Source organism: Pontibacter oryzae (genome assembly GCF_003576375.1).
GTDB lineage: Bacteria > Bacteroidota > Bacteroidia > Cytophagales > Hymenobacteraceae > Pontibacter > Pontibacter oryzae.
The window spans coordinates 713,433-732,282 of the sequence record NZ_QWGE01000003.1; the positions used below are offsets into that span (position 1 = coordinate 713,433).

Below are 18,850 nucleotides of genomic sequence, written 5' to 3' on the forward strand. Positions count from 1 at the left end.
CTTATAGTATGATGGTCTTCTGATAACTCCATGTAACTAAAGGCGTATAATCAATTTTGTTAGTAAGCACATGATAACTAAACGACAATAAAGCTATGAAAAAAATTGCATCAACAGGACTAATCCTTAGTGCCTTTTTAGTCGGCATGGCCTCTTGTAACCAAGAGAATGGTGCCGTAGAAGAAGCGCAGGAAACCAACGAAATGATGGCTGATGACACCGCCATGGAAGATGAAATGGAGGATATGTCGGAGTTTATGACTAAAGCTGCCAGTGGTGGTATGATGGAAGTTGAGCTAGGTAAGCTGGCCCAAGAGAAAGGTGCTAGCCAGGACGTGAAAAACTTTGGCCAGATGATGGTAACTGACCATACAAGCGCCAACGATAAACTAAAGCAGCTAGCAATGCAGAAAAACATTGTATTGCCAGACAGTATGGGCGAGAAGCACATGGAACACGTAAATGAGCTGCGCGAGAAATCCGGCGCTGAGTTTGACAAAGCCTATATGGAGTTGATGGTAAACGACCACCAGGAGGATGTAGATCTGTTTCAAAAAGCAGCAGATAATATGCAGGACGCAGATGTGAAGAGCTTTGCCTCTAGCACAGTTACCGTATTGCAGCAGCACTTAGACCGTGCCAAGCAAATCCATGAGGGACTGAAATAGTGGTAATAGGCTGTTCACCCAGTTTTAATAAAGCATCTGTAAGTCTTATCTTGCAGATGCTTTATACTTTAAACAAAATCCGTTTATGAAAAGAACTATACTTGCCGTGTTGGCCCTCATTTTTATGACTGGCTGCGGCCCCGACGATAGTATTGAACAAGCCACTGAACAAAGCTTGGAGCAGCTTAAGGCTGCTGGTGTGCAAGGCGATTTAAAGAATGATGCTTTGTTTGCCGCCGAAGCTGCCAGCGCCAGCATGCTGCAGGTGCAACTAGGCGAGGCTGCCGAAGGGATGGCTGTGAGCCCGGAGGTAAAAGGGTTGGCCCAGGAAATGATTCGTGCACACCAAAGTATGCTGAACGATTTAAGGCAGATGGCCACTCAGAGTGGTTTTGTGCTGCCAACCACACTTGGCAAGTCTCACCACGAGGTGTACGAAGAGGTAACAAGCAAGTCCGGAATATCTTTCGACCTGACCTATCTGAAGAATATCGTGGAGCAAAACGAAAAGCTGGTAAAACGCTATGACGACATAGCAGAGTATGCGCAAATTATGGAACTGAAGCAGTATGCCAGCAAGCAACTGCCCTTGCTAAGGCAGCACCAGGAGATTTTGGAGGAGCTAGAAGACTCGATTGATGACCTTTAAAAACAAAGAGCGCCGTTGCATAAGCAGCGGCGCTCTTTGTTTTATACTTTATGATGATACCGAGTTATGTTAGCCCTCTGGTTCTGGCGTAGCCGGTTCCAGGTAGTGGCTGGTGCTTAGCTCTTCCTTCAGGAAGCGAGAAGTATACCCTTTTCCGCTTTCGGCTACTTCCTCAGGCGTGCCTGCTGCCACAATGGTGCCACCGCCTTCACCACCTTCCGGGCCAATATCTATAAGCCAGTCAGCAATTTTGATCAGGTCCAGGTTGTGCTCGATCAGAAGCACGGTATTTCCCTTATCGGTTAGTTTGTGGAGCACCTCTGATAGATGCTCAATATCCTGAAAGTGCAGGCCAGTGGTTGGCTCATCCAAAATGTACAGGGTTTGGCCCGTATCCTTTTTAGAAAGCTCTGTGGCTAGCTTTACGCGCTGCGCCTCGCCGCCGGAAAGCGTGGTTGCCTGCTGCCCCAGCGTAATGTAGCCCAAGCCAACCTCGTTCAGGGTCTGGATTTTGCGCAGGATACGTGGCTGGCTCTCAAAGAACTCCACGGCCTGCTCCACGGTCATCTCCAGCACATCGGTTATACTTTTGCCCTTGAAGCGTACTTCCAGGGTTTCGCGGTTGTAGCGCTTGCCTTTGCATACCTCGCATGGCACATACACGTCCGGCAGAAAGTTCATCTCAATGGTGCGCATGCCCGCGCCCTCACAGGCTTCGCAACGGCCGCCTTTCACGTTAAACGAGAAACGGCCCGGCGAGTACCCTCTGATCTTTGCCTCGGGAAGCTGCGCAAACAAACTACGGATATCGGTAAACACGCCCGTGTAAGTGGCAGGGTTAGAGCGCGGCGTGCGCCCAATCGGTGATTGGTCCACCTCGATCACTTTATCGATCTTATCCAGGCCTTCTATACTTTTGTAAGGAAGCGGCTCGCGCTTGGCCCGGAAAAAGTGCGTGTTAAGTATAGGGTACAGCGTATCGTGTATCAACGACGACTTGCCACTGCCTGACACACCGGTTACGCAGATCATTTTACCGAGCGGCAACTCCAACGTCACGTTTTTTAGGTTATGGCCCGTTGCGCCAATCAGTTTTAATGTCTGGCCGGTGCCTGGGCGCTTCTCGCGGGGTACGGCAATGCCGCGGCGGTTGCTCAGGAAGTCGGCGGTGGTGGTGCCAGCCTGCATCATTTCCTGTGGCGTGCCGGCTGTTACAACTTGCCCACCATGTATGCCAGCGCCAGGGCCGATATCCACTACATAATCCGCGTGCAGGATCATATCCTTGTCATGCTCTACCACAATAATGGAGTTGCCTAGGTCGCGGAGGTCTTTCAGGGCGTTTATCAGGCGCTCGTTATCGCGCTGGTGCAGGCCTATACTTGGCTCATCCATAATGTATAGCACGCCTACCAACTGCGTACCGATCTGCGTGGCCAGGCGGATGCGTTGGCTCTCGCCCCCGGAAAGCGTACGCACAGGGCGGTGCAAACTCAGATAATCCAGGCCAACATCCAGCAGAAAGCCGATGCGTTTCCGGATCTCCTTCAGCAGCTCGCGGGCAATCACGTTCTGGCGCTCGCTCATGCGGTCTTCCAGGCCCTCGAACCAGTTGGCTAGCTTGTTAATATCCAGCACTGAGAGCTCCCCGATGTTCTTGTTATCGATCTTAAAGTGCAGCGATTCTTTTTTAAGGCGATAGCCGTTGCACTCCGGGCAAGTGGTGGTTTGGGTAAAGTCCTCTATCCAGGAGCGGATATTGTCCGAGTCGGACTCCATCTGGTTTTTCAGGAAGTTGACGATGCCCTCAAACTCCACAATGTAATTGCCCTTTTTGGTTTTTACCTCCAGGTCTTCCTCCAGGCCATAAAGCAGCACTTTCAGCAAGTCCTCGGGCAGGTCTTTGATTGGAGTAGAAACGGATGCCTTAAAATGCTTGAAAAGCGCCTCGATCTGCTTAAATATCCAGATATCGCGGTACTCGCCCAGTGGTGCAATGCCTCCGCGGCGTATACTCAGGTTTTTATCCGGGATCACGGTTTCGTCGGTAATCTCTTGTATCTCGCCTAAACCATTACATACCGGGCAGGCACCGTATGGTGAGTTAAACGAGAAAGAGTTAGGGGCCGGGTCGTCGTAGGCGATGCCGGTGGCGGGGTCCATGAGGTGGCGCGAAAAGAAGTGCGTTTTGTCGGCATCCACGTCAAGTATAAGTACCGTGCCTTTGCCATGCGTCAGCGCGTTTTGGATGGAGCCAGACAATCGGAAACGATCTTCCTCTTTCACCACAATCTTATCCACCACAATCTCGATGTCGTGAATCTTATAGCGGTCTACCTGCATTTTCGGAGCTATCTCAACAAGCTCACCATCTACACGGGCACGTATAAAGCCCATCTTACGGATTTGCTGGAAAAGCTCGCGGTAATGGCCTTTACGGCCCTTAACTACTGGGGCAAGCACTACAATGCGCTTGCCATCGAAGTTCTCGAGAATATGGTTTACAATCTGATCATCACTCTGGCGCACCATCTTATCACCGGATACATAGCTGAAGGCCTCGGCAGTCCGGGCCCAAAGCAAACGCATAAAGTCGTAGATCTCGGTGATGGTCCCCACCGTAGAGCGCGGGTTGCGGCTAGTGGTTTTCTGCTCAATGGAGATTACCGGCGACAGCCCCTCAATCTTATCCACATTGGGGCGCTCCAGGCCACCCATAAACGAGCGGGCGTAGGCTGAGAAGGTCTCCATGTAGCGGCGCTGTCCCTCGGCATATATCGTGTCGAAGGCCAGCGAGGACTTGCCAGAGCCGCTAATGCCAGTAAACACCACCAGCTTGTAGCGTGGCAGCTTGATGGATATATTCTTGAGGTTATGCTCGCGGGCACCGTATACTTCTATCTGCTGCGCATCGCCGTTTTGGCTTGGCATGATGGCGGCGGTATCGGTGCCGGTAGTCGTAGTTTCTTGCTCCTGGTTTAAAGCCATTCGGAATGGGTTGTTCTTAAATAGCAAAGTTACATAATCTTAGGTTTCTGCTGCTGCAAAACCCCAACCATTGTTAACAGAAATAAGCGAGAATAGGTTTAGGGCCTTGTGCTTTAAAAGGCTAATCCATTAGATCGGCGTCGTTATACCTATTTCGGTGCAGCGTGGCGTGGTGATGGCTGGTGGGTGCGTAGCGCTGGTGGTGCCCCTCAATGGCTTTCTGTTTGCTGCGGTATCGGGTCAATGAGTAAACGGTCAGCGCAATGCCTCCTAGAATCAGTATAATGCCAATGCCTTTCAGGTAAAAGTCGTTGGAGAACTTAATGGCGGCGAAGCCACCGGCTGCTACGGCCATAGCTGTGCGCAGGTAGGCCATCAGCGTGCGCTCATTTGCAAATGTGGTGCGTTGCATGGCCATCTGGTCACGGATCTCCCTGTTCTGTTGTTCCTGTAACCGAAGCTTTTTCTTCAGCTTCTTGATCTTTTGTTTCTCGGCATCCGACATAACCTTGTATCTAAGTGCCGCCCCGCTGGGCAAATTATATAGTAAGCAGATACTCTCTAACGCATTCTAAACAGTGCAGGATAGGCTTGCCTTATACAGCTGTTGAGTTGGCTTTCTCTTTTTCCTGTGCGGTAACCTCGGCGTGCACGGGGCTTGTTGGCATGGATACCTGCTTTTTGCAGAACCTGCGGTAGCCATACACTGCAATAGCTAGCCCGGCAGGTACAAACACCGCACCTATACTATACTTTTGTAAAGCATATCCTCAAACAGTTTAATAAATGTAAGCCCGGCCAGTTCTAAAGCCATGGCCATTCAACTTTTATTGTACCTTCAGGTCTTCGCAGATAGCTTGTTTTGGCTGCCTGCCTGCTAAACATCGCTCTGATTCCCATGCCCAAGTATACGGAGTCAGGTGCTTAAAGTGTGCAATGGAAGCGGCGAAGCAGCCCAAAACAAAAAAGCAGGCCCTCCCAAGGAGAGCCTGCTTCTGAAAGTATACTTGCAGTAACGTGTAAACTTAAAAGTTTGGAGACAGCAGGTATTTGCTATAGAAATCGTCGATGATTTTTACGGCCTCGCTGGCATCGTCCACGATGTGTACCAAGTCCAAGTCTTCTGCACTGATGTTAGTCTCCATGTTCAGCATCACATCCTCGATCCACTTAAACAGGCCTTCCCAGTAAGAACGGCCTACTAGCACAATTGGGAATGCACCGATCTTCTTGGTCTGGATTAGTGTAATGGCCTCGAAAAGCTCATCTAGCGTGCCGAAGCCGCCTGGCATTACCACAAAGCCCTGCGCATACTTTACAAACATTACTTTGCGCACAAAGAAGTAGTCAAAGTTAATGAGCTTGTCGGAGTCGATGTAGATGTTGTTGAACTGCTCAAACGGCAGCTGGATGTTAAGGCCTACAGATTTGCCACCCTCAGAGTGCGCGCCTTTGTTACCGGCTTCCATAATGCCCGGGCCACCGCCTGTAATTACACCATAACCGTGGCGCACCAGCTTAGCGGCAATCTCCTCGGCCATAATGTAGTACTTGTTATCCGACTTGGTGCGTGCCGAGCCGAACACAGATACGCATGGGCCAATTTTAGACAGCTTCTCGAAGCCATCCACAAACTCAGCCATTACCTTAAAAATCTGCCAGGAATCGGCAATCTTAATCTCGTTCCAGTCTTTGTCTACAAATGCCTGGCGTATTTTCTTGTCTTCTTCAGAGGCTGGCGCTGCCGTAGACTGGCCGCTCTCGCGCAAGTCTGTTACCGACCTGGCCTTGTTATCGTTTACATCCGGTTTAAGAATGGTTTGCCCGCTGCCGCTGTTAACTGAGTCCTCGTGCAGCTTGGTTTTGCTCGTTTTTCTAAGCTTCGTCATAATTTTTTCTCGTCATCGTCTGAGGAGGCACCTGCCTCCTGCGCCATAGGTTACCAGGCGCGCGTCGTCACATATTAAAATAAAAGGGTGGTTTGCGGCACGGTGAGGTGTGCTGCAATGCCAAAAGTGTAAATATATCTATTTGGATCGGATTGCAATAACCGGGTCTAAATTTGATGCCATCACGGCAGGAATAATTCCTGAGAGCATGCCTATCACGGCCGATACGCCAAGGCCAAGTATGATGTTGCCCATAGAGAGGGAGATTTTCATAAAATCCTGCGGGATGATTGTAAGCAGGAACACCAGCATAATGCCAATGCCGCCACCTAACAGGCTTAGAAACACAGATTCAAACAGGAACTGGAAAAGTATGAAATAGTTTTTAGCGCCTAATGATTTCTGAATGCCAATAATATTGGTACGCTCCTTTACCGATACAAACATAATGTTGGCAATGCCAAAGCCACCTACAAGTATGGCAAACCCTCCAATCACCCAGCCCGCCAGGCCTACTACCTGGAAAAAGCCTCCGATAGCCTCCTGTATCATTTCAGGGCGGTTCATGGCAAAGCTATCCTCGTCGCGGGGGCGCAAGCCACGTATGTTTCGCATCATTCCTCTTGTTTCATACTCCAGTTCCAGCAGGCCAGGGTCATCTTCTCGGCCTTTTAGCGCGATGGTAGAGCCCATGCCGCTTGGCCCCACGTCATACATTTTAGAAAAGGTGCTATACGGGATCATGCCCATTTGGTCCATGTTCGGCATTCCGAACATATTCTCGCCCTGCTTCTCAATTACACCAACCACTTTAAACTTGTGACCTGCCACTTTAAGATCCCGGCCAACGGGGCTGCCATACGGGAAGAGAGTAGAGGCCACTTCGTCGCCGATGATCATAACGTTGCGTGCCGCATTTGCCTCCTGCGGCGTAAAGTAGCGCCCTTCTATCACCGGTACCTCGCTTACCTTGGGGTAGTCATAAGATACACCCATCAGGTTGCCGTTGGAGTAGCTGTTGTTGCTCTGCTTAAAGGTATTGCCGCCCTTACTTGCAAATATGGCTATGCCGTTACTGTTGGTAATGTAGCGCTCTAACTGCTTAAACTCGCGCTCCGTGGGTTCTGGCCGCTGAAAATACTTCCACCATGGGTAGTTGCCACCAGTAGACCAAGGCCACTTTTGCACATAGATTACCTTATCGCCGATAAAGCTCATGCTATCGCGCACGTTCCGCTCCAGAGAGTCTACCAGCGTAAACACAGAGATAATTGCGAAGATACCGATGGTGACCCCCAGCAACGACAGGATGGTGCGCAACAGGTTGGCACGTAGAGCCTGCCAGGCAAACCGGAAGCTTTCAGCTACCAAACGCAGGTATATCATAGTTATGTTCTTATATCAGGTTAAACAGATCGAAGTAATTTTCTTAAAAGTAAGAATATTTCGCTCAAACTGAGTAAATTTGCGGCTTGATTTTTTGTTTTTTAGTAGCGGTTGCTTATGAACCCCGCAAGGGTATTCGGCTGTTCTGTAACCGAAGGTGCCCTATACTAGTTGGAAACCAAATACCGTAATATTTGATATATGAAGTTATCCGAATTTAAATTTGATCTCCCTGAAAGCTTTCTTGCTCCTTACCCTGCCGAGAACCGCGATGAGTCTCGCATGATGGTAGTGCACCGCGACACAGGAAAGATCGAGCACCGCGTATTCAAAGACATCCTGGAATATTTCGAGGATGGCGATGTGATGGTGGTGAATGACACAAAAGTATTCCCGGCGCGCCTGTATGGCAATAAGGAGAAGACAGGAGCCAAAATTGAGGTTTTCCTGCTTCGCGAGCTGAACAAAGACATTCACCTGTGGGATGTACTGGTTGACCCGGCCCGTAAAATCCGTGTGGGTAACAAGCTATACTTCGGCGACAGCGACCTGGTAGCTGAGGTAATCGACAATACTACCTCCCGTGGCCGTACCATTAAGTTTTTGTTTGATGGCACCGATGAGGAGTTTTACAAAACCATTAACGACCTGGGCGAAACGCCGCTTCCAAAGTATATCAAGCGCGAGGCTGAGCCGGAAGACCGTGAGCGTTACCAGACTGTGTATGCCAAAAACGTAGGTGCAGTGGCTGCCCCAACCGCTGGACTGCACTTTACCAAAGAGGTTATGAAGCGCCTTGAAATTAAAGGTGTGGATGTAGAGCCGGTTACGCTGCACGTTGGCCTGGGTACTTTCCGCCCGGTGGATGTGGAAGACCTGACCAAGCATAAAATGGACTCTGAGAACTTTATGGTTCCCGGCACCACAGCGGAGCGCGTAAACAAGGCCCTGGATAGCAAAAAGCGTGTGTGTGCCATTGGTACTACTACTATGCGTGCTTTAGAGTCATCGGTGTCGGCTAACAGCCGCCTAAAGGCAAACGAGGGCTGGACAGACCGTTTTATCTTCCCTCCGTACGAGTTTAAGATCGCAAACTGCCTGCTTACCAACTTTCATATGCCAGAGAGCACCCTGCTTATGATGGCTGCTGCTTTTGGTGGCTACGAGCTAGTGATGAAAGCATACGAAGAGGCTGTTAAAGAAAACTACCGCTTCTTCAGCTACGGTGATGTAATGCTGATTCTGTAAGTGCGTCCTAGAGATTAAGATACTTAAAACCCTGGCCTAAAAAGCCAGGGTTTTTGCTTTTAGCAGGGGGAAGGGCTTGCTGTATTTTAGAGTATTGCATCTCTATGCTGTATTGCCATAACTCCAGATTTTCTAACTTTTTAAACTGCTAACTTTCTAACTTTGCTGCCATGGCGAAATTACCGAAATATGCAATTATAGTGGCAGGAGGCTCAGGAAGCCGCATGCAGGCAGCTATCCCCAAGCAGTTTTTAGAGGTGGCTGGCAAACCCATCCTGATGCACACCATCGAGCAGTTTTACAAGTATAACCCCCAGATCAGGATAGTGGTGGTACTGCCCCAGCAGCAACTGGATGCCTGGCGCAAGCTCTGCCAGAAACATCAGTTCAAGCTGTTCCACATGACGGTGCCGGGCGGAGACACCCGCTTCGGTTCTGTGAAGAATGGCCTGGATACAGTGTTTGGGGAGGCGCTTGTGGCAGTGCATGATGGCGTGCGCCCGTTTGTAGAAGTAAAGACTATTGAAGCTGCATTTGAGGCTGCTGAAAAGGATGGCAGCGCAGTGGTAGCCGTCTCGCCGAAAGACTCTATCCGGGAGCTGACAGATGATGGCAGCCGTGCTGTGCCGCGAGCAAAGTATAAATTAGTGCAAACACCTCAGTGCTTTCGGGCAAGTATACTGCGCAAAGCCTATGAGCAGCCAGAGCAAGAGCACTTTACCGATGACGCATCAGTTGTAGAAAGTATAGGCGAAGCCATAACCCTGGTAGAAGGCAGCTACCGGAACATCAAAATAACCACGCCCGAAGACCTTATACTTGCCGAGGCTTTTGCTGGAAGCCAGCCCTAGCCCCTCTGATTAGAGATGAATTCTTTCCCCATTACTCTGAAGGAAAGGGTATAAAATTGTGGGCGGTTAATGCCTCCTAGCCTTGAGGGAGCCAAAACCAGAAATGAAACAATGGGTCTGTAAGACTGATGATGCACGGTAGCAGGTAAGTATAGTATCTTAATCCAACCACCCCTAGCCCCTCCTTGTCTAAGGAGGGGAACTTATACTTGCCAATTTAACTGCCTGCTAGCTATAGTCTCTTTTTGTAAGGTTAAAAGAGGTAATTGCAGTGTTAAATAAATCTTGTGTAAGGAAAGTGTAACGGATGCTTGAACATCGCCCCCTAAGCTGAAGTAATAACACAATTCCCCGCCTTAGGCAAGGAGGGGGTAAGGGTGGTTAGAAAGCTATACAACTGGCTGCCGGCCAGACTCCAGAAAGGCCTGGTTCTCTAGCACTGTTTCGCGGGAGATTTTCTCCAGAATAGGCTCCGGTTTGGAGAGGTTTAGCAGGTAGCCTTGCAAAGGGATAAGGTTGTACAGATCATGTGTAATGCACAGCACGGTTTTCTGTTGCTGGGTTACCCAATCCTGTAGTAGGGCAAACACCTGGTTTTTATAATATACATCCAGTTGCTGCGTTGGCTCGTCTAGGAGGTTAATAGAAGCATCCTGCAGCATTAGCTGTGCCAGCCAGACAAGCTGCTGCTCGCCTCCAGAGAGCGTCGTGAAGTCGTGGTCGATGAGGTGTAAGAGTTGCAATTGCTCTAAAGTATGGGCTGCCAACATGTAATCCTCCGCAGAATAATTCTCGAAAAATCGCTTCTTGCGGAACAGGCCCATCACCACCAGGTCGTGCACCTTAATCGGGAAGTTGATTACATTTTTTTGTGGCAGGTAGGCTACAAGGCCTTTGGCAGGCGCATCGGGGAGGTGGCGCAGGTCGTGGTTTTGCACCAGCAGCTGCCCTTGGTAGGAAATCTTGCCCTGAAAGGCACGGAAGAATGTAGTTTTCCCAGCGCCGTTATGGCCAACAATGGCAACAAAGGCAGGGGAGGGGATAGAAAACGAAAGGTTGCGAATCAGGACCCTTTGGCCATAACCCGCAACCAAGTTTTTTGCTTCAACGATCAAGATCAGATCAATTAAAAATTAGAAATTGAAAAATTAAAAATGGAGTGAATGTATCCAGGAGCAATTTTTAATATCTAATTCTCAATTTCTAATTTTTTAGTACTCGTCCTCGTTGAACATGAAGTCCTCTTTGGTCGGATAGTCAGGCCAGATCTCCTCGATGTTCTCGTATGGCTGTCCGTCGTCTTCCAGTGCTTGCAGGTTTTCAACCACTTCCATTGGCGCTCCTGAGCGGATAGAAAAGTCGATCAGCTCATCTTTAGTTGCTGGCCAGGGTGCGTCCTCCAGGTATGAAGCTAATTCAAGTGTCCAGTACATAGTATTTTCTCCTTTAACTTATTGGCTAATATAAAATAGTTTGCAAAAGTATAAATAAAAATAACAACTAAAATTTTTGCAGAATATTAATTGCTTTTTTGTCCGTTTTTAACAACACAACGCAAATAAAACACAAATGTTCAAAACGGACCCTACAAATTTAAACGATTCTTTTGCAGGTATAACATTAGGTGTAAGTATGGTAATAAGCTATACTTAAAACCTAAAAAGCGCCTGCTGCAAAGGCAACAGGCGCTTTTGAAAGTGATATGCTAAAAGAGTTAGGCTGTTAACGCGAAATAGCGCTTAACTGGCTCTGAAACATCTCGATAAGCGCAGTCTTGGTGCCAATCTTGCGGTTGAAGTTACGAATCTTGCCTTTAAGCATGTTACGAAACGCATCGTTGCTCGGCGAGTCGTTCAACTTGTCGAGGTTTGTTTCCAGCACTTCCAGCTCGCTCCTGTCCGATTTGATAAAGTCTTTAAGGGCGTTGATGCGGGCCTGCAGGCCATCTGTCTCCGAGAAGGTTTCGTTGCTTGCCTGCTGGCGCTTGCGGATGTAGTGCTCCAGGCTGCTCATTTCAAACACGCGGTCACAGGCTTTAATGAAGCGCTCCCAAACCGCGTCAGACACCTCTGGGCGAACCGGGCCAACTTTTTTCCACTCGGCCTGCAGTTCTTTGGCGCGCTTCACGGCATCGTTCAGGCTCTGGTCCTGTAGCAGGCGCTCGGCCTCTGCGGCTAGCTCTTGCTTGCGCTCGTAGTTCTGCTCATAGAACTGCTCCCTGGATGCGTTTTTCTCTTTCTGTATTTTGCGTTTCAGGCGCTCAAAAAAGTGGTTGTGGGCCTTGCGGAAGCTGTTCCAGAGGTTGGTCATGGTTTTGCGTGGCAGCGTGCCGTCCACCTCTTTCCACTGGTTTTGCAGTTGCTTCAGCTTAGCGGTAGTTTCCTCCCACTCCTCCGAGTTCATGATGGCGTAAGACTGGTTGATCAGCTCTCTGTAACGCTCGTACGCACGGTTCTGCATACGTTTTTTGTCCTCGAAGAAGTTCTTCTTACGCTCAAAGAAATTCTCCACAGCGTTTTTAAAGCGCTCTTCAATCTCGTCGGTGAGTTCTTTTTCTACAGGGCCGGTTTTGATCCAGGCGGTGCGCAGGTCTTTCAGCTTTTCAGTTGCCTCTTTCCACTCAATGCTTTCGCTATGTGCCTCAGCCTCTTGTATCAGGCTAATCTTAATGGTGAGGTTCTTTTCTCGGTTCTGCTGGATGGTGCCGTTGATCTCTTCCTCGGCCTTGCTAAGGGCATGGAAAATCTGCTCAAAATCACCAAGAGCGTCGTAGCTGCCCACTTGCTCTTTCATGTGCAGCACCTTCATCAGGAAAGAGCCTTTGTTCTCTGAGGTTGCGATGCGTTCCAGCAGGCCATTCACCTTTTCCTGGAACATACCGAAACGCTTGGCAAAGTATACCAGCGAGTCATCTTCCGATTCCTTCACCTCACCCACCTGTCTGGCCGGGTAGTTCATAAAGGGCTTAAGCCATACTTGCTGGTCCTGAATGAAACCATATTTCTTGGCTTCTTCCAATAGGTTGTTGTTTTCCATTTTACTGGATCGTGTTAAGCGTCGTAAGTAATAGTTGGGTAAGGATATACCAGGAATAAACTAGATTTAGCATACGCAGGCATTCTAGTAGCGTTCGCCACAGCTTGGTGCTAAATTCAGTAAGTGCAGCCCTTATCCATCAGTTTTTTACAAGTTTAATGATTTCGGCGCACTTTTGTGAAGTGCAAACACATGAATTTTTACGATATTTGTAATTCTCTGGGAAATAATAAGCATACAGCCAGGTATATGGCCAGGGCAACTGCCAACGGGCACACAACAGGCTGCAGCTTTGTTAGAAATATATTAGCAGAACACTATAAGTTATAGCATGAGCAACGAAACCATTATTTTCTCAATGGCTGGGGTAAGTAAGATTTACCCACCACAGAAACAAGTACTTAAAAATATTTATCTGTCTTTTTTCTACGGAGCTAAGATTGGCGTACTCGGCCTGAACGGCTCGGGTAAATCCAGCTTGCTAAAGATCATTGCTGGCGTTGATAAAGAGTTTCAGGGTGAGGTAGTTTGGTCGCCGGGTTACACGGTGGGCTACCTGGAGCAGGAGCCGCAACTAGACCCGACCAAGACTGTGCGTGAAGTAGTTGAGGAAGGCGTGAGCGAGGTAGTTGGTCTGTTGAAGGAGTTCGACGAGATCAACATGAAGTTTGGCGAGGAGATGACCGACGATGAGATGAACAAGCTCATCGAGCGCCAGGGTGAGGTGCAGGAGCGCCTGGACCAACTGAACGCCTGGGAACTGGATAACCGTCTGGAGCGCGCCATGGATGCCCTGCGTACCCCGCCAGAGGATGCCAAAATAGAGAACCTATCGGGTGGCGAGAAGCGCCGCGTAGCCCTGTGCCGCTTGCTGCTGCAGGAGCCAGACGTGCTATTGCTGGATGAGCCTACCAACCACTTGGACGCAGAATCGGTGGACTGGCTGGAGCAGCACCTGAAGCAGTACAAAGGCACGGTAATCGCCGTAACTCACGACCGCTACTTCCTGGACAACGTAGCTGGCTGGATTTTGGAGCTGGACCGTGGCGAAGGCATTCCGTGGAAAGGTAACTACAGCAGCTGGCTGGATCAAAAGGCAAGCCGCCTGGCCCAAGAGGAGAAAACCGAAAGCAAGCGCCAGAAAACCCTGCAGCGCGAGCTGGAGTGGGTTAAAATGGCCCCGAAAGCACGCCACGCCAAATCGAAGGCGCGCCTTAGCCAGTACGACAAACTAGCCGGAGAGGAAGCTTCTCAGAAAGAAGAGAAACTGGAGCTGTTTATCCCGGATGGCCCGCGCCTTGGCTCGCAGGTAATCGAGGTGAACCATGTAAGTAAGGCATACGGCGATAAGCTGCTTTTCGAAGACCTTAACTTTGCATTGCCTCAGGGTGGTATTGTTGGTATCATTGGGCCGAACGGCGCTGGTAAAACCACGCTGTTTAAATTGATTACTGGCCAAGAGAAACCAGACGCTGGCGACTTTACTGTGGGCTCCACTGTGCAGATTTCTTACGTAGACCAGGAGCACGCGCAACTAGACCCGACCAAATCGGTGTTTGAGGTGATCTCGGGTGGCACAGAGCACATGATGATGGCTGGCCGCCAAGTGGTATCCCGCGCTTATGTGAGTAAGTTCAACTTCTCGGGCGGCGACCAGGAGAAGAAGGTAGAAAAGCTGTCGGGTGGAGAGCGTAACCGCGTGCACCTGGCCATGACGCTGAAAGAAGGCGGTAACCTACTGCTGCTCGATGAGCCGACCAACGACCTGGACGTAAACGCGATCCGGGCGCTGGAAGATGCTTTGGAGAATTTTGCCGGCTGCGCCGTGATTATCTCTCACGACCGTTGGTTCCTGGACCGCATCTGTACGCACATTCTGGCTTTCGAGGGCGACTCGCAGGTGTACTGGTTCGAGGGTAACTACACAGAGTACGAGGAGAATAAGAAGAAGCGCATGGGCGACACAGAGCCGAAGCGTATCCGCTATAAGAAGCTAGTATAAAGCTGAGCTGCCTAAAGTATAACTCATCTTTAGCACAAGTATAAATACAGAGAGGGCCGTTGCGTTTTGCAGCGGCCTTTTTCATGCCGATAGGTCCAGAATAGTATGGCTTGTTAGAAAATCAGTTAAATTTGATGGCAAGGCCTTCGCTTGCCTAAGACTTTGCCCATTACCCATGATCACATACCTAAAACACGAACAGCTGGATAAAGCCAAGTGGGATGCCTGCATCATGGCATCCGCTGATAACATGGTGTATGCTCTGTCGTGGTTTCTGGATGTGGTGGCCCCGGCCTGGCAGGGTTTGGTAGAGGAACTTGGTGGTGCTTATGTGACGGTAATGCCGCTGCCAGGCATCACAAAAATGAGCTTTCCGTATCTGTCGCAGCCTTACCATACGCACCAGCTTGGCGTTTTTACCACTGCCCAAAGCAGTAGCGGCATCCGTAAGGAAATGCTGGAGCTAGCCGTAAAGCGCTTCCGGTTCATACATAACTATCGCTTCAACATGAGCGATACCTCCACGCTCGAAACGCTGCAGGGCAAGTATGAGTTAATAGGCCGCTATACCCGCTACCTTATACTTGATAAACCTTATCAGGCGCTCTATAAAAGCTATACCCGCGACCGCAAAATGAACCTGAAGCGGGCGCAGCGTGCCAACCTGAGCATGTTTGAGAGCGACGATATAGAACCGCTTATCCAGCATTTCAAAATCCATATAGAGCATAAGGTGGTAGGCGGCGTGGCTGAGAGCACCTACCAGATGCTGCGGGAGCTATTTAAAGTGATGCAGGAGAAAGGCGTTGCCCAACTCATTTATACTACGGCAGGCGGCGAGGTAAACGCTGGGTGCCTGTTCATAAAGTATAATGGCGTAATCAGCTATGCCTTTAACTCCGCAGACAGTGAGGGGCGTGTAACCAACGGGCGCACGCTGGTACTGGACGAGATCATCAGGCAGTATGCAGGCACCGGTTATACTTTGGATTTTGAGAGCCCCATGATCGAGCAGATTGACCATTTCTATGCCAGCTTCGGGGCGCATAAAGTTAAGTACTTCGCGCTGCGGCATAATGCGCTGCCGTTCTATGTAAAGGTTGTCCGGGCTATCCGGATGAAAGTATACCGTGCCCTGTTCGCGTCAGGCGTTGCGGAAGAAGTATAACGCTGTGCCCCATCTGCTCCATCATAACCAAATAGATAAAACCGCTTGGGATGTTTGTGTACATAACTTGGCGCAGCGGCAGGTATATGCCTTGTCGTGGTACTTGGATATAGTATCTCCGGGCTGGCAGGCTCTGGTGATGAAGGGTGAGACAGGAGAATACGTGGCAGTAATGCCGCTGCCAGTGCGTAAGAAGTATGGTATTTCATACTTGCAGCAACCCTTGTTCTGTCAGCAGCTTGGGCTATATACAACCTGCACGCTCTCTGACTCCCAACTTGGCACTTTCTTAGAACTCATCCAAGCTAAATTCGGGTATACTGCAGGCTATGCTTTTTCTACAGACAATACCCTAGTTTTAAACCAGATTAGCGGCGGCCAGGATTGGGGCAAACTTTACACCCATCACCTAAGCTTGCAACTCCCTTACCCACAGATATGGCAAGGCTATACCCGCGATAGAAAATACAACCTGAACAAGGCCCGCCGCGCAAACCTGAAACTGATCAATAGCCAAGATATAGAGCCGCTTATCTCGCTTTTCAGAGAGAACATTGCGCACAAAGTATACGGGGGCGTAGCTGAGCAGGCCTATATCATGCTGCGCCGGCTATTCACGGCCTGTCTAGAAAAGGGGATAGCGCAGCTGATGTATGCGACCACCGAAACCGGCAACATCCTAGCTGGCGGCTTGTTTGTATACTATGGGGGCCACATTATATACCTTTTTAACGCTGCCGATGCTAAAGGCCGGCAGCTTAACGCCCGTACACTCATCCTCGACAACGTTATCCAGCGCAACGCTGAAACAAGTATGGTTTTAGACTTCGAGAGCCCAATGATAGAGAGCATTGCTGGGTTCTACAAAAGCTTTGGCTCAGAGGCTATCCCTTTCTATGAGTGGCGTTATAATCGGTTGCCGCTACCTATCCGATTGCTAAAGCAAGCCCGGCAAAAAATTTTAACCTATAGTTTAAATAATAAAACAAAGTACAAGTAGTGCCTGCCTTCTGATTAAGCAGTAGAGCATACTTATATATCGTTAATCTTACAAAGTTCAAAAATATAAAGGATAATCAACATATTTCTTAATGTGACGTATGTTTTACTATAAGCTAAAATATTTGGCTTATTTCAATGTATGTTCTACCTCAAAGATTGTTGATCATGAAAAAGGTTTACCAAAACAGCGATGCGATGGCTTATTGGATCATTGCTGGTTACTTTGCTGTAGTAAGCGCCATTGCTGCAGTGGCAGCCGGTTTGTAACTGTTTCCCTGCAAACCTTTTGATTGTAGGTTAACAGGGAAACAAGTATAGCAGTTACTTTACTTTAACAAATTCCAGCTCATCAAAGTGGAAATCCGGATTGTCGGAGTCGAGGCGCATTTGCGTGATGCTTCCGTCCGGGCCGGGTAAGAAGCGCACATTGGTCGGGTGCAGCAGGGCGAAGTCATTTTTCCAGTCCAGGTTAAAGATGTCCTGCTTCCAGAAGTTGAGTGTGCCGCTGAGCGCTGGTGCGGGCTCCAGTTGCAGGTGCAATTGCCCGTTCTTGAGTGTTATGGTGGCATCGCCGTACAGCTGGCTGCGGTATGTTCCGGCGTAAGCGGCTAGCTCCCGTGTGATTTTCTCTTTGCGTTTTTTCTCCTTCGGTGCTTTAGCAGCTGCCTCTTCGGCGGCTTTTTTTGCTTTAGCGGCGCGGTCCAGGTACTCTTGGCTCCAGTCGCGGCTGTTGGCTACGTGCAGCAGCTGGTCGATAGTATAGTTTGCAAGCGGCGTCATGATGCTGCTCATGCTGTTGGTCAGGATCACGATGCCGATATTTTCTTCGGGCACCAGCACGGTTCGGCTGTTCATGCCCTCGTGGCCGCCGCCGTGGTAAACCAATTTGCGCCCTTCATAATCACTCACAAACCAGCCCAGCCCCGCAGCCACAAAATGCGTGGAAGGCACAGCTTCCTCTGCCTGCTTCGATACCGGAATAGGGTTGTGGGCCTGCCACATGTTGCGGCTGGATTCCTCGCTAAAAATCTCTTTGCCCTGGAAGGTGCCGCGGTTCAGCTGCAGGCGCAGCCACTGGGCATTCTGGTTAACACTTGTGAAAATACCGGCGGCGGGGTTCCAGCTATCCCAGGCCGTGAGGGTTGTGGCAGAAGGCTTGCCGTTGGCATCAAAGCCGTGCGGCGAGGCGACGTTCTGAACGCCTCTCAGGTCGTTTACGGAAGTATAAGTGCGGCTCATGCCCAGCGGTTGCAGAAACGTTTCCTTAATGTATGCTTCCCAGCTTTTGCCAGTTACCTGCTCTATCACTTCGCCTGCCGTGATAAACATCAGGTTAGAGTAACCATATCCGTCGCGGAAGTCATACACAGGCTCCAGGTAGCGCATGCGCTTGATAATTTCTGGGCGGCTGTACGTGGTGTTGTACCAGAGCAAATCGCCGCTAAAGGTTTTAAAGCCGACACGGTGGCTCAGCAGGTCTTCTATCGTCAGGTTTTCGGTTACATAGGGGCTGTACAGCTGCAGGTATGGTACGTAATCCTTCACCTTGTCTTTCCAGCGGATCTTGCCCTGGTCTACCAGCGTGGCCAGCGCGGCGGCAGTGTAGGCTTTTGTATTGGAGGCGATGCCGAACAGCGTGTTCCCGTCAACCTGGCCGCCGGTTTTGCTGTTTAGAACGCCGTAGCCTCTCGAGAAAATAACCGAGTCGTTGCGGACGATGGCGATGGCCATTCCCGGCACGTCCCAGGCTTTCAGGGCTTTTTGATAGTAGGCATCCAGGGTATTTAAAGTGGCAGCGTTGCCTTGCTGGGCCCAGGCCTGTGGCAGCACGAGCAGGGCTAGCAGCAGCAGGGCCAACCGGAGCTGCCGGAAAGTATAGGCATGTATCATGTAGAAGTATAGAAATTGTACGATGCAGCAATATACTTATATTTAGAACGATAGCGAAACAGCGCAAAGGGGC

General features: G+C 49.8%; 16 protein-coding genes. 7 read left to right on the forward strand and 9 right to left on the reverse strand.

All coding sequences use genetic code 11. The annotated features are described in order from the left end of the window. Positions 1-95: 95 nt before the first annotated feature. Complete coding sequence (locus D1627_RS11875) at positions 96-668, forward strand: DUF4142 domain-containing protein (protein WP_119432444.1); 573 nt, start codon at positions 96-98, stop codon at positions 666-668. A gap of 85 nt (positions 669-753) precedes the next feature. Further along, on the forward strand, positions 754-1,317 hold the full coding sequence (locus D1627_RS11880; protein ID WP_119432445.1) for a DUF4142 domain-containing protein: 564 nt from the start codon (positions 754-756) through the stop codon (positions 1,315-1,317). A 69-nt stretch (positions 1,318-1,386) separates the two neighbouring features. Here the strand turns inward: D1627_RS11880 and uvrA are convergent, their stop codons facing one another. The 5 genes from uvrA to D1627_RS11900 form a co-directional block, all read right to left on the reverse strand. After that, positions 1,387-4,305, reverse strand: coding sequence for an excinuclease ABC subunit UvrA (uvrA, locus tag D1627_RS11885; RefSeq protein WP_119432446.1), 2,919 nt, complete (start codon positions 4,303-4,305; stop codon positions 1,387-1,389). Positions 4,306-4,426: 121 nt separating this feature from the next. Continuing rightward, complete coding sequence (locus D1627_RS11890; RefSeq protein WP_119432447.1) at positions 4,427-4,810, reverse strand: YidH family protein; 384 nt, start codon at positions 4,808-4,810, stop codon at positions 4,427-4,429. A gap of 91 nt (positions 4,811-4,901) precedes the next feature. Next, complete coding sequence (locus D1627_RS18360) at positions 4,902-5,042, reverse strand: hypothetical protein (protein ID WP_158607181.1); 141 nt, start codon at positions 5,040-5,042, stop codon at positions 4,902-4,904. 288 nt (positions 5,043-5,330) lie between these two features. Then, positions 5,331-6,194 carry an LOG family protein gene (locus tag D1627_RS11895; protein WP_119432448.1) on the reverse strand — a complete coding sequence of 288 codons (864 nt, stop codon included), beginning with the start codon at positions 6,192-6,194 and terminating at the stop codon, positions 5,331-5,333. Positions 6,195-6,332: 138 nt separating this feature from the next. After that, a complete protein-coding gene (locus tag D1627_RS11900; protein WP_119432449.1) occupies positions 6,333-7,580 on the reverse strand; it encodes an ABC transporter permease in 1,248 nt (415 codons plus the stop codon). Positions 7,581-7,781: 201 nt separating this feature from the next. Here D1627_RS11900 and queA point away from each other — a divergent pair, with 201 nt between their 5' ends. Next, entirely contained in the window at positions 7,782-8,828 is a 1,047-nt protein-coding gene (gene queA / locus D1627_RS11905; RefSeq protein WP_119432450.1) for a tRNA preQ1(34) S-adenosylmethionine ribosyltransferase-isomerase QueA, read from the forward strand. Between the two features lie 170 nt (positions 8,829-8,998). Further along, positions 8,999-9,679 carry a 2-C-methyl-D-erythritol 4-phosphate cytidylyltransferase gene (locus D1627_RS11910; RefSeq protein ID WP_119432451.1) on the forward strand — a complete coding sequence of 227 codons (681 nt, stop codon included), beginning with the start codon at positions 8,999-9,001 and terminating at the stop codon, positions 9,677-9,679. 389 nt (positions 9,680-10,068) lie between these two features. Here D1627_RS11910 and D1627_RS11915 read toward each other — a convergent pair whose 3' ends face one another. From D1627_RS11915 to D1627_RS11925, 3 genes are all read right to left on the reverse strand, one after another. Then, on the reverse strand, positions 10,069-10,794 hold the full coding sequence (locus D1627_RS11915; RefSeq protein WP_119432452.1) for an ABC transporter ATP-binding protein: 726 nt from the start codon (positions 10,792-10,794) through the stop codon (positions 10,069-10,071). Positions 10,795-10,890: 96 nt separating this feature from the next. Then, positions 10,891-11,112, reverse strand: a complete 222-nt coding sequence (locus tag D1627_RS11920) for a DUF2795 domain-containing protein (RefSeq protein WP_025608825.1) — start codon at positions 11,110-11,112, stop codon at positions 10,891-10,893. Positions 11,113-11,401: 289 nt separating this feature from the next. Next, positions 11,402-12,715, reverse strand: a complete 1,314-nt coding sequence (locus D1627_RS11925) for a DUF349 domain-containing protein (protein ID WP_119432453.1) — start codon at positions 12,713-12,715, stop codon at positions 11,402-11,404. Positions 12,716-13,046: 331 nt separating this feature from the next. On the opposite strand from D1627_RS11925, the gene ettA reads away from it, so the two are divergent. The 3 genes from ettA (at position 13,047) to D1627_RS11940 (ending at position 16,885) form a co-directional block, all read left to right on the forward strand. Further along, positions 13,047-14,717 (forward strand): energy-dependent translational throttle protein EttA, encoded by a 1,671-nt coding sequence (gene ettA / locus D1627_RS11930; RefSeq protein ID WP_119432454.1) that lies wholly within the window; start codon positions 13,047-13,049, stop codon positions 14,715-14,717. Positions 14,718-14,892: 175 nt separating this feature from the next. Then, complete coding sequence (locus D1627_RS11935; RefSeq protein ID WP_119432455.1) at positions 14,893-15,885, forward strand: GNAT family N-acetyltransferase; 993 nt, start codon at positions 14,893-14,895, stop codon at positions 15,883-15,885. Continuing rightward, entirely contained in the window at positions 15,848-16,885 is a 1,038-nt protein-coding gene (locus D1627_RS11940; RefSeq protein ID WP_147383286.1) for a GNAT family N-acetyltransferase, read from the forward strand. Before D1627_RS11935 ends, D1627_RS11940 begins: the two co-directional genes overlap by 38 nt. A 323-nt stretch (positions 16,886-17,208) precedes the next feature. Here the strand turns inward: D1627_RS11940 and D1627_RS11945 are convergent, their stop codons facing one another. Continuing rightward, positions 17,209-18,777, reverse strand: a complete 1,569-nt coding sequence (locus tag D1627_RS11945) for a serine hydrolase (protein ID WP_119432457.1) — start codon at positions 18,775-18,777, stop codon at positions 17,209-17,211. Between the last annotated feature and the right edge of the window lie 73 nt (positions 18,778-18,850).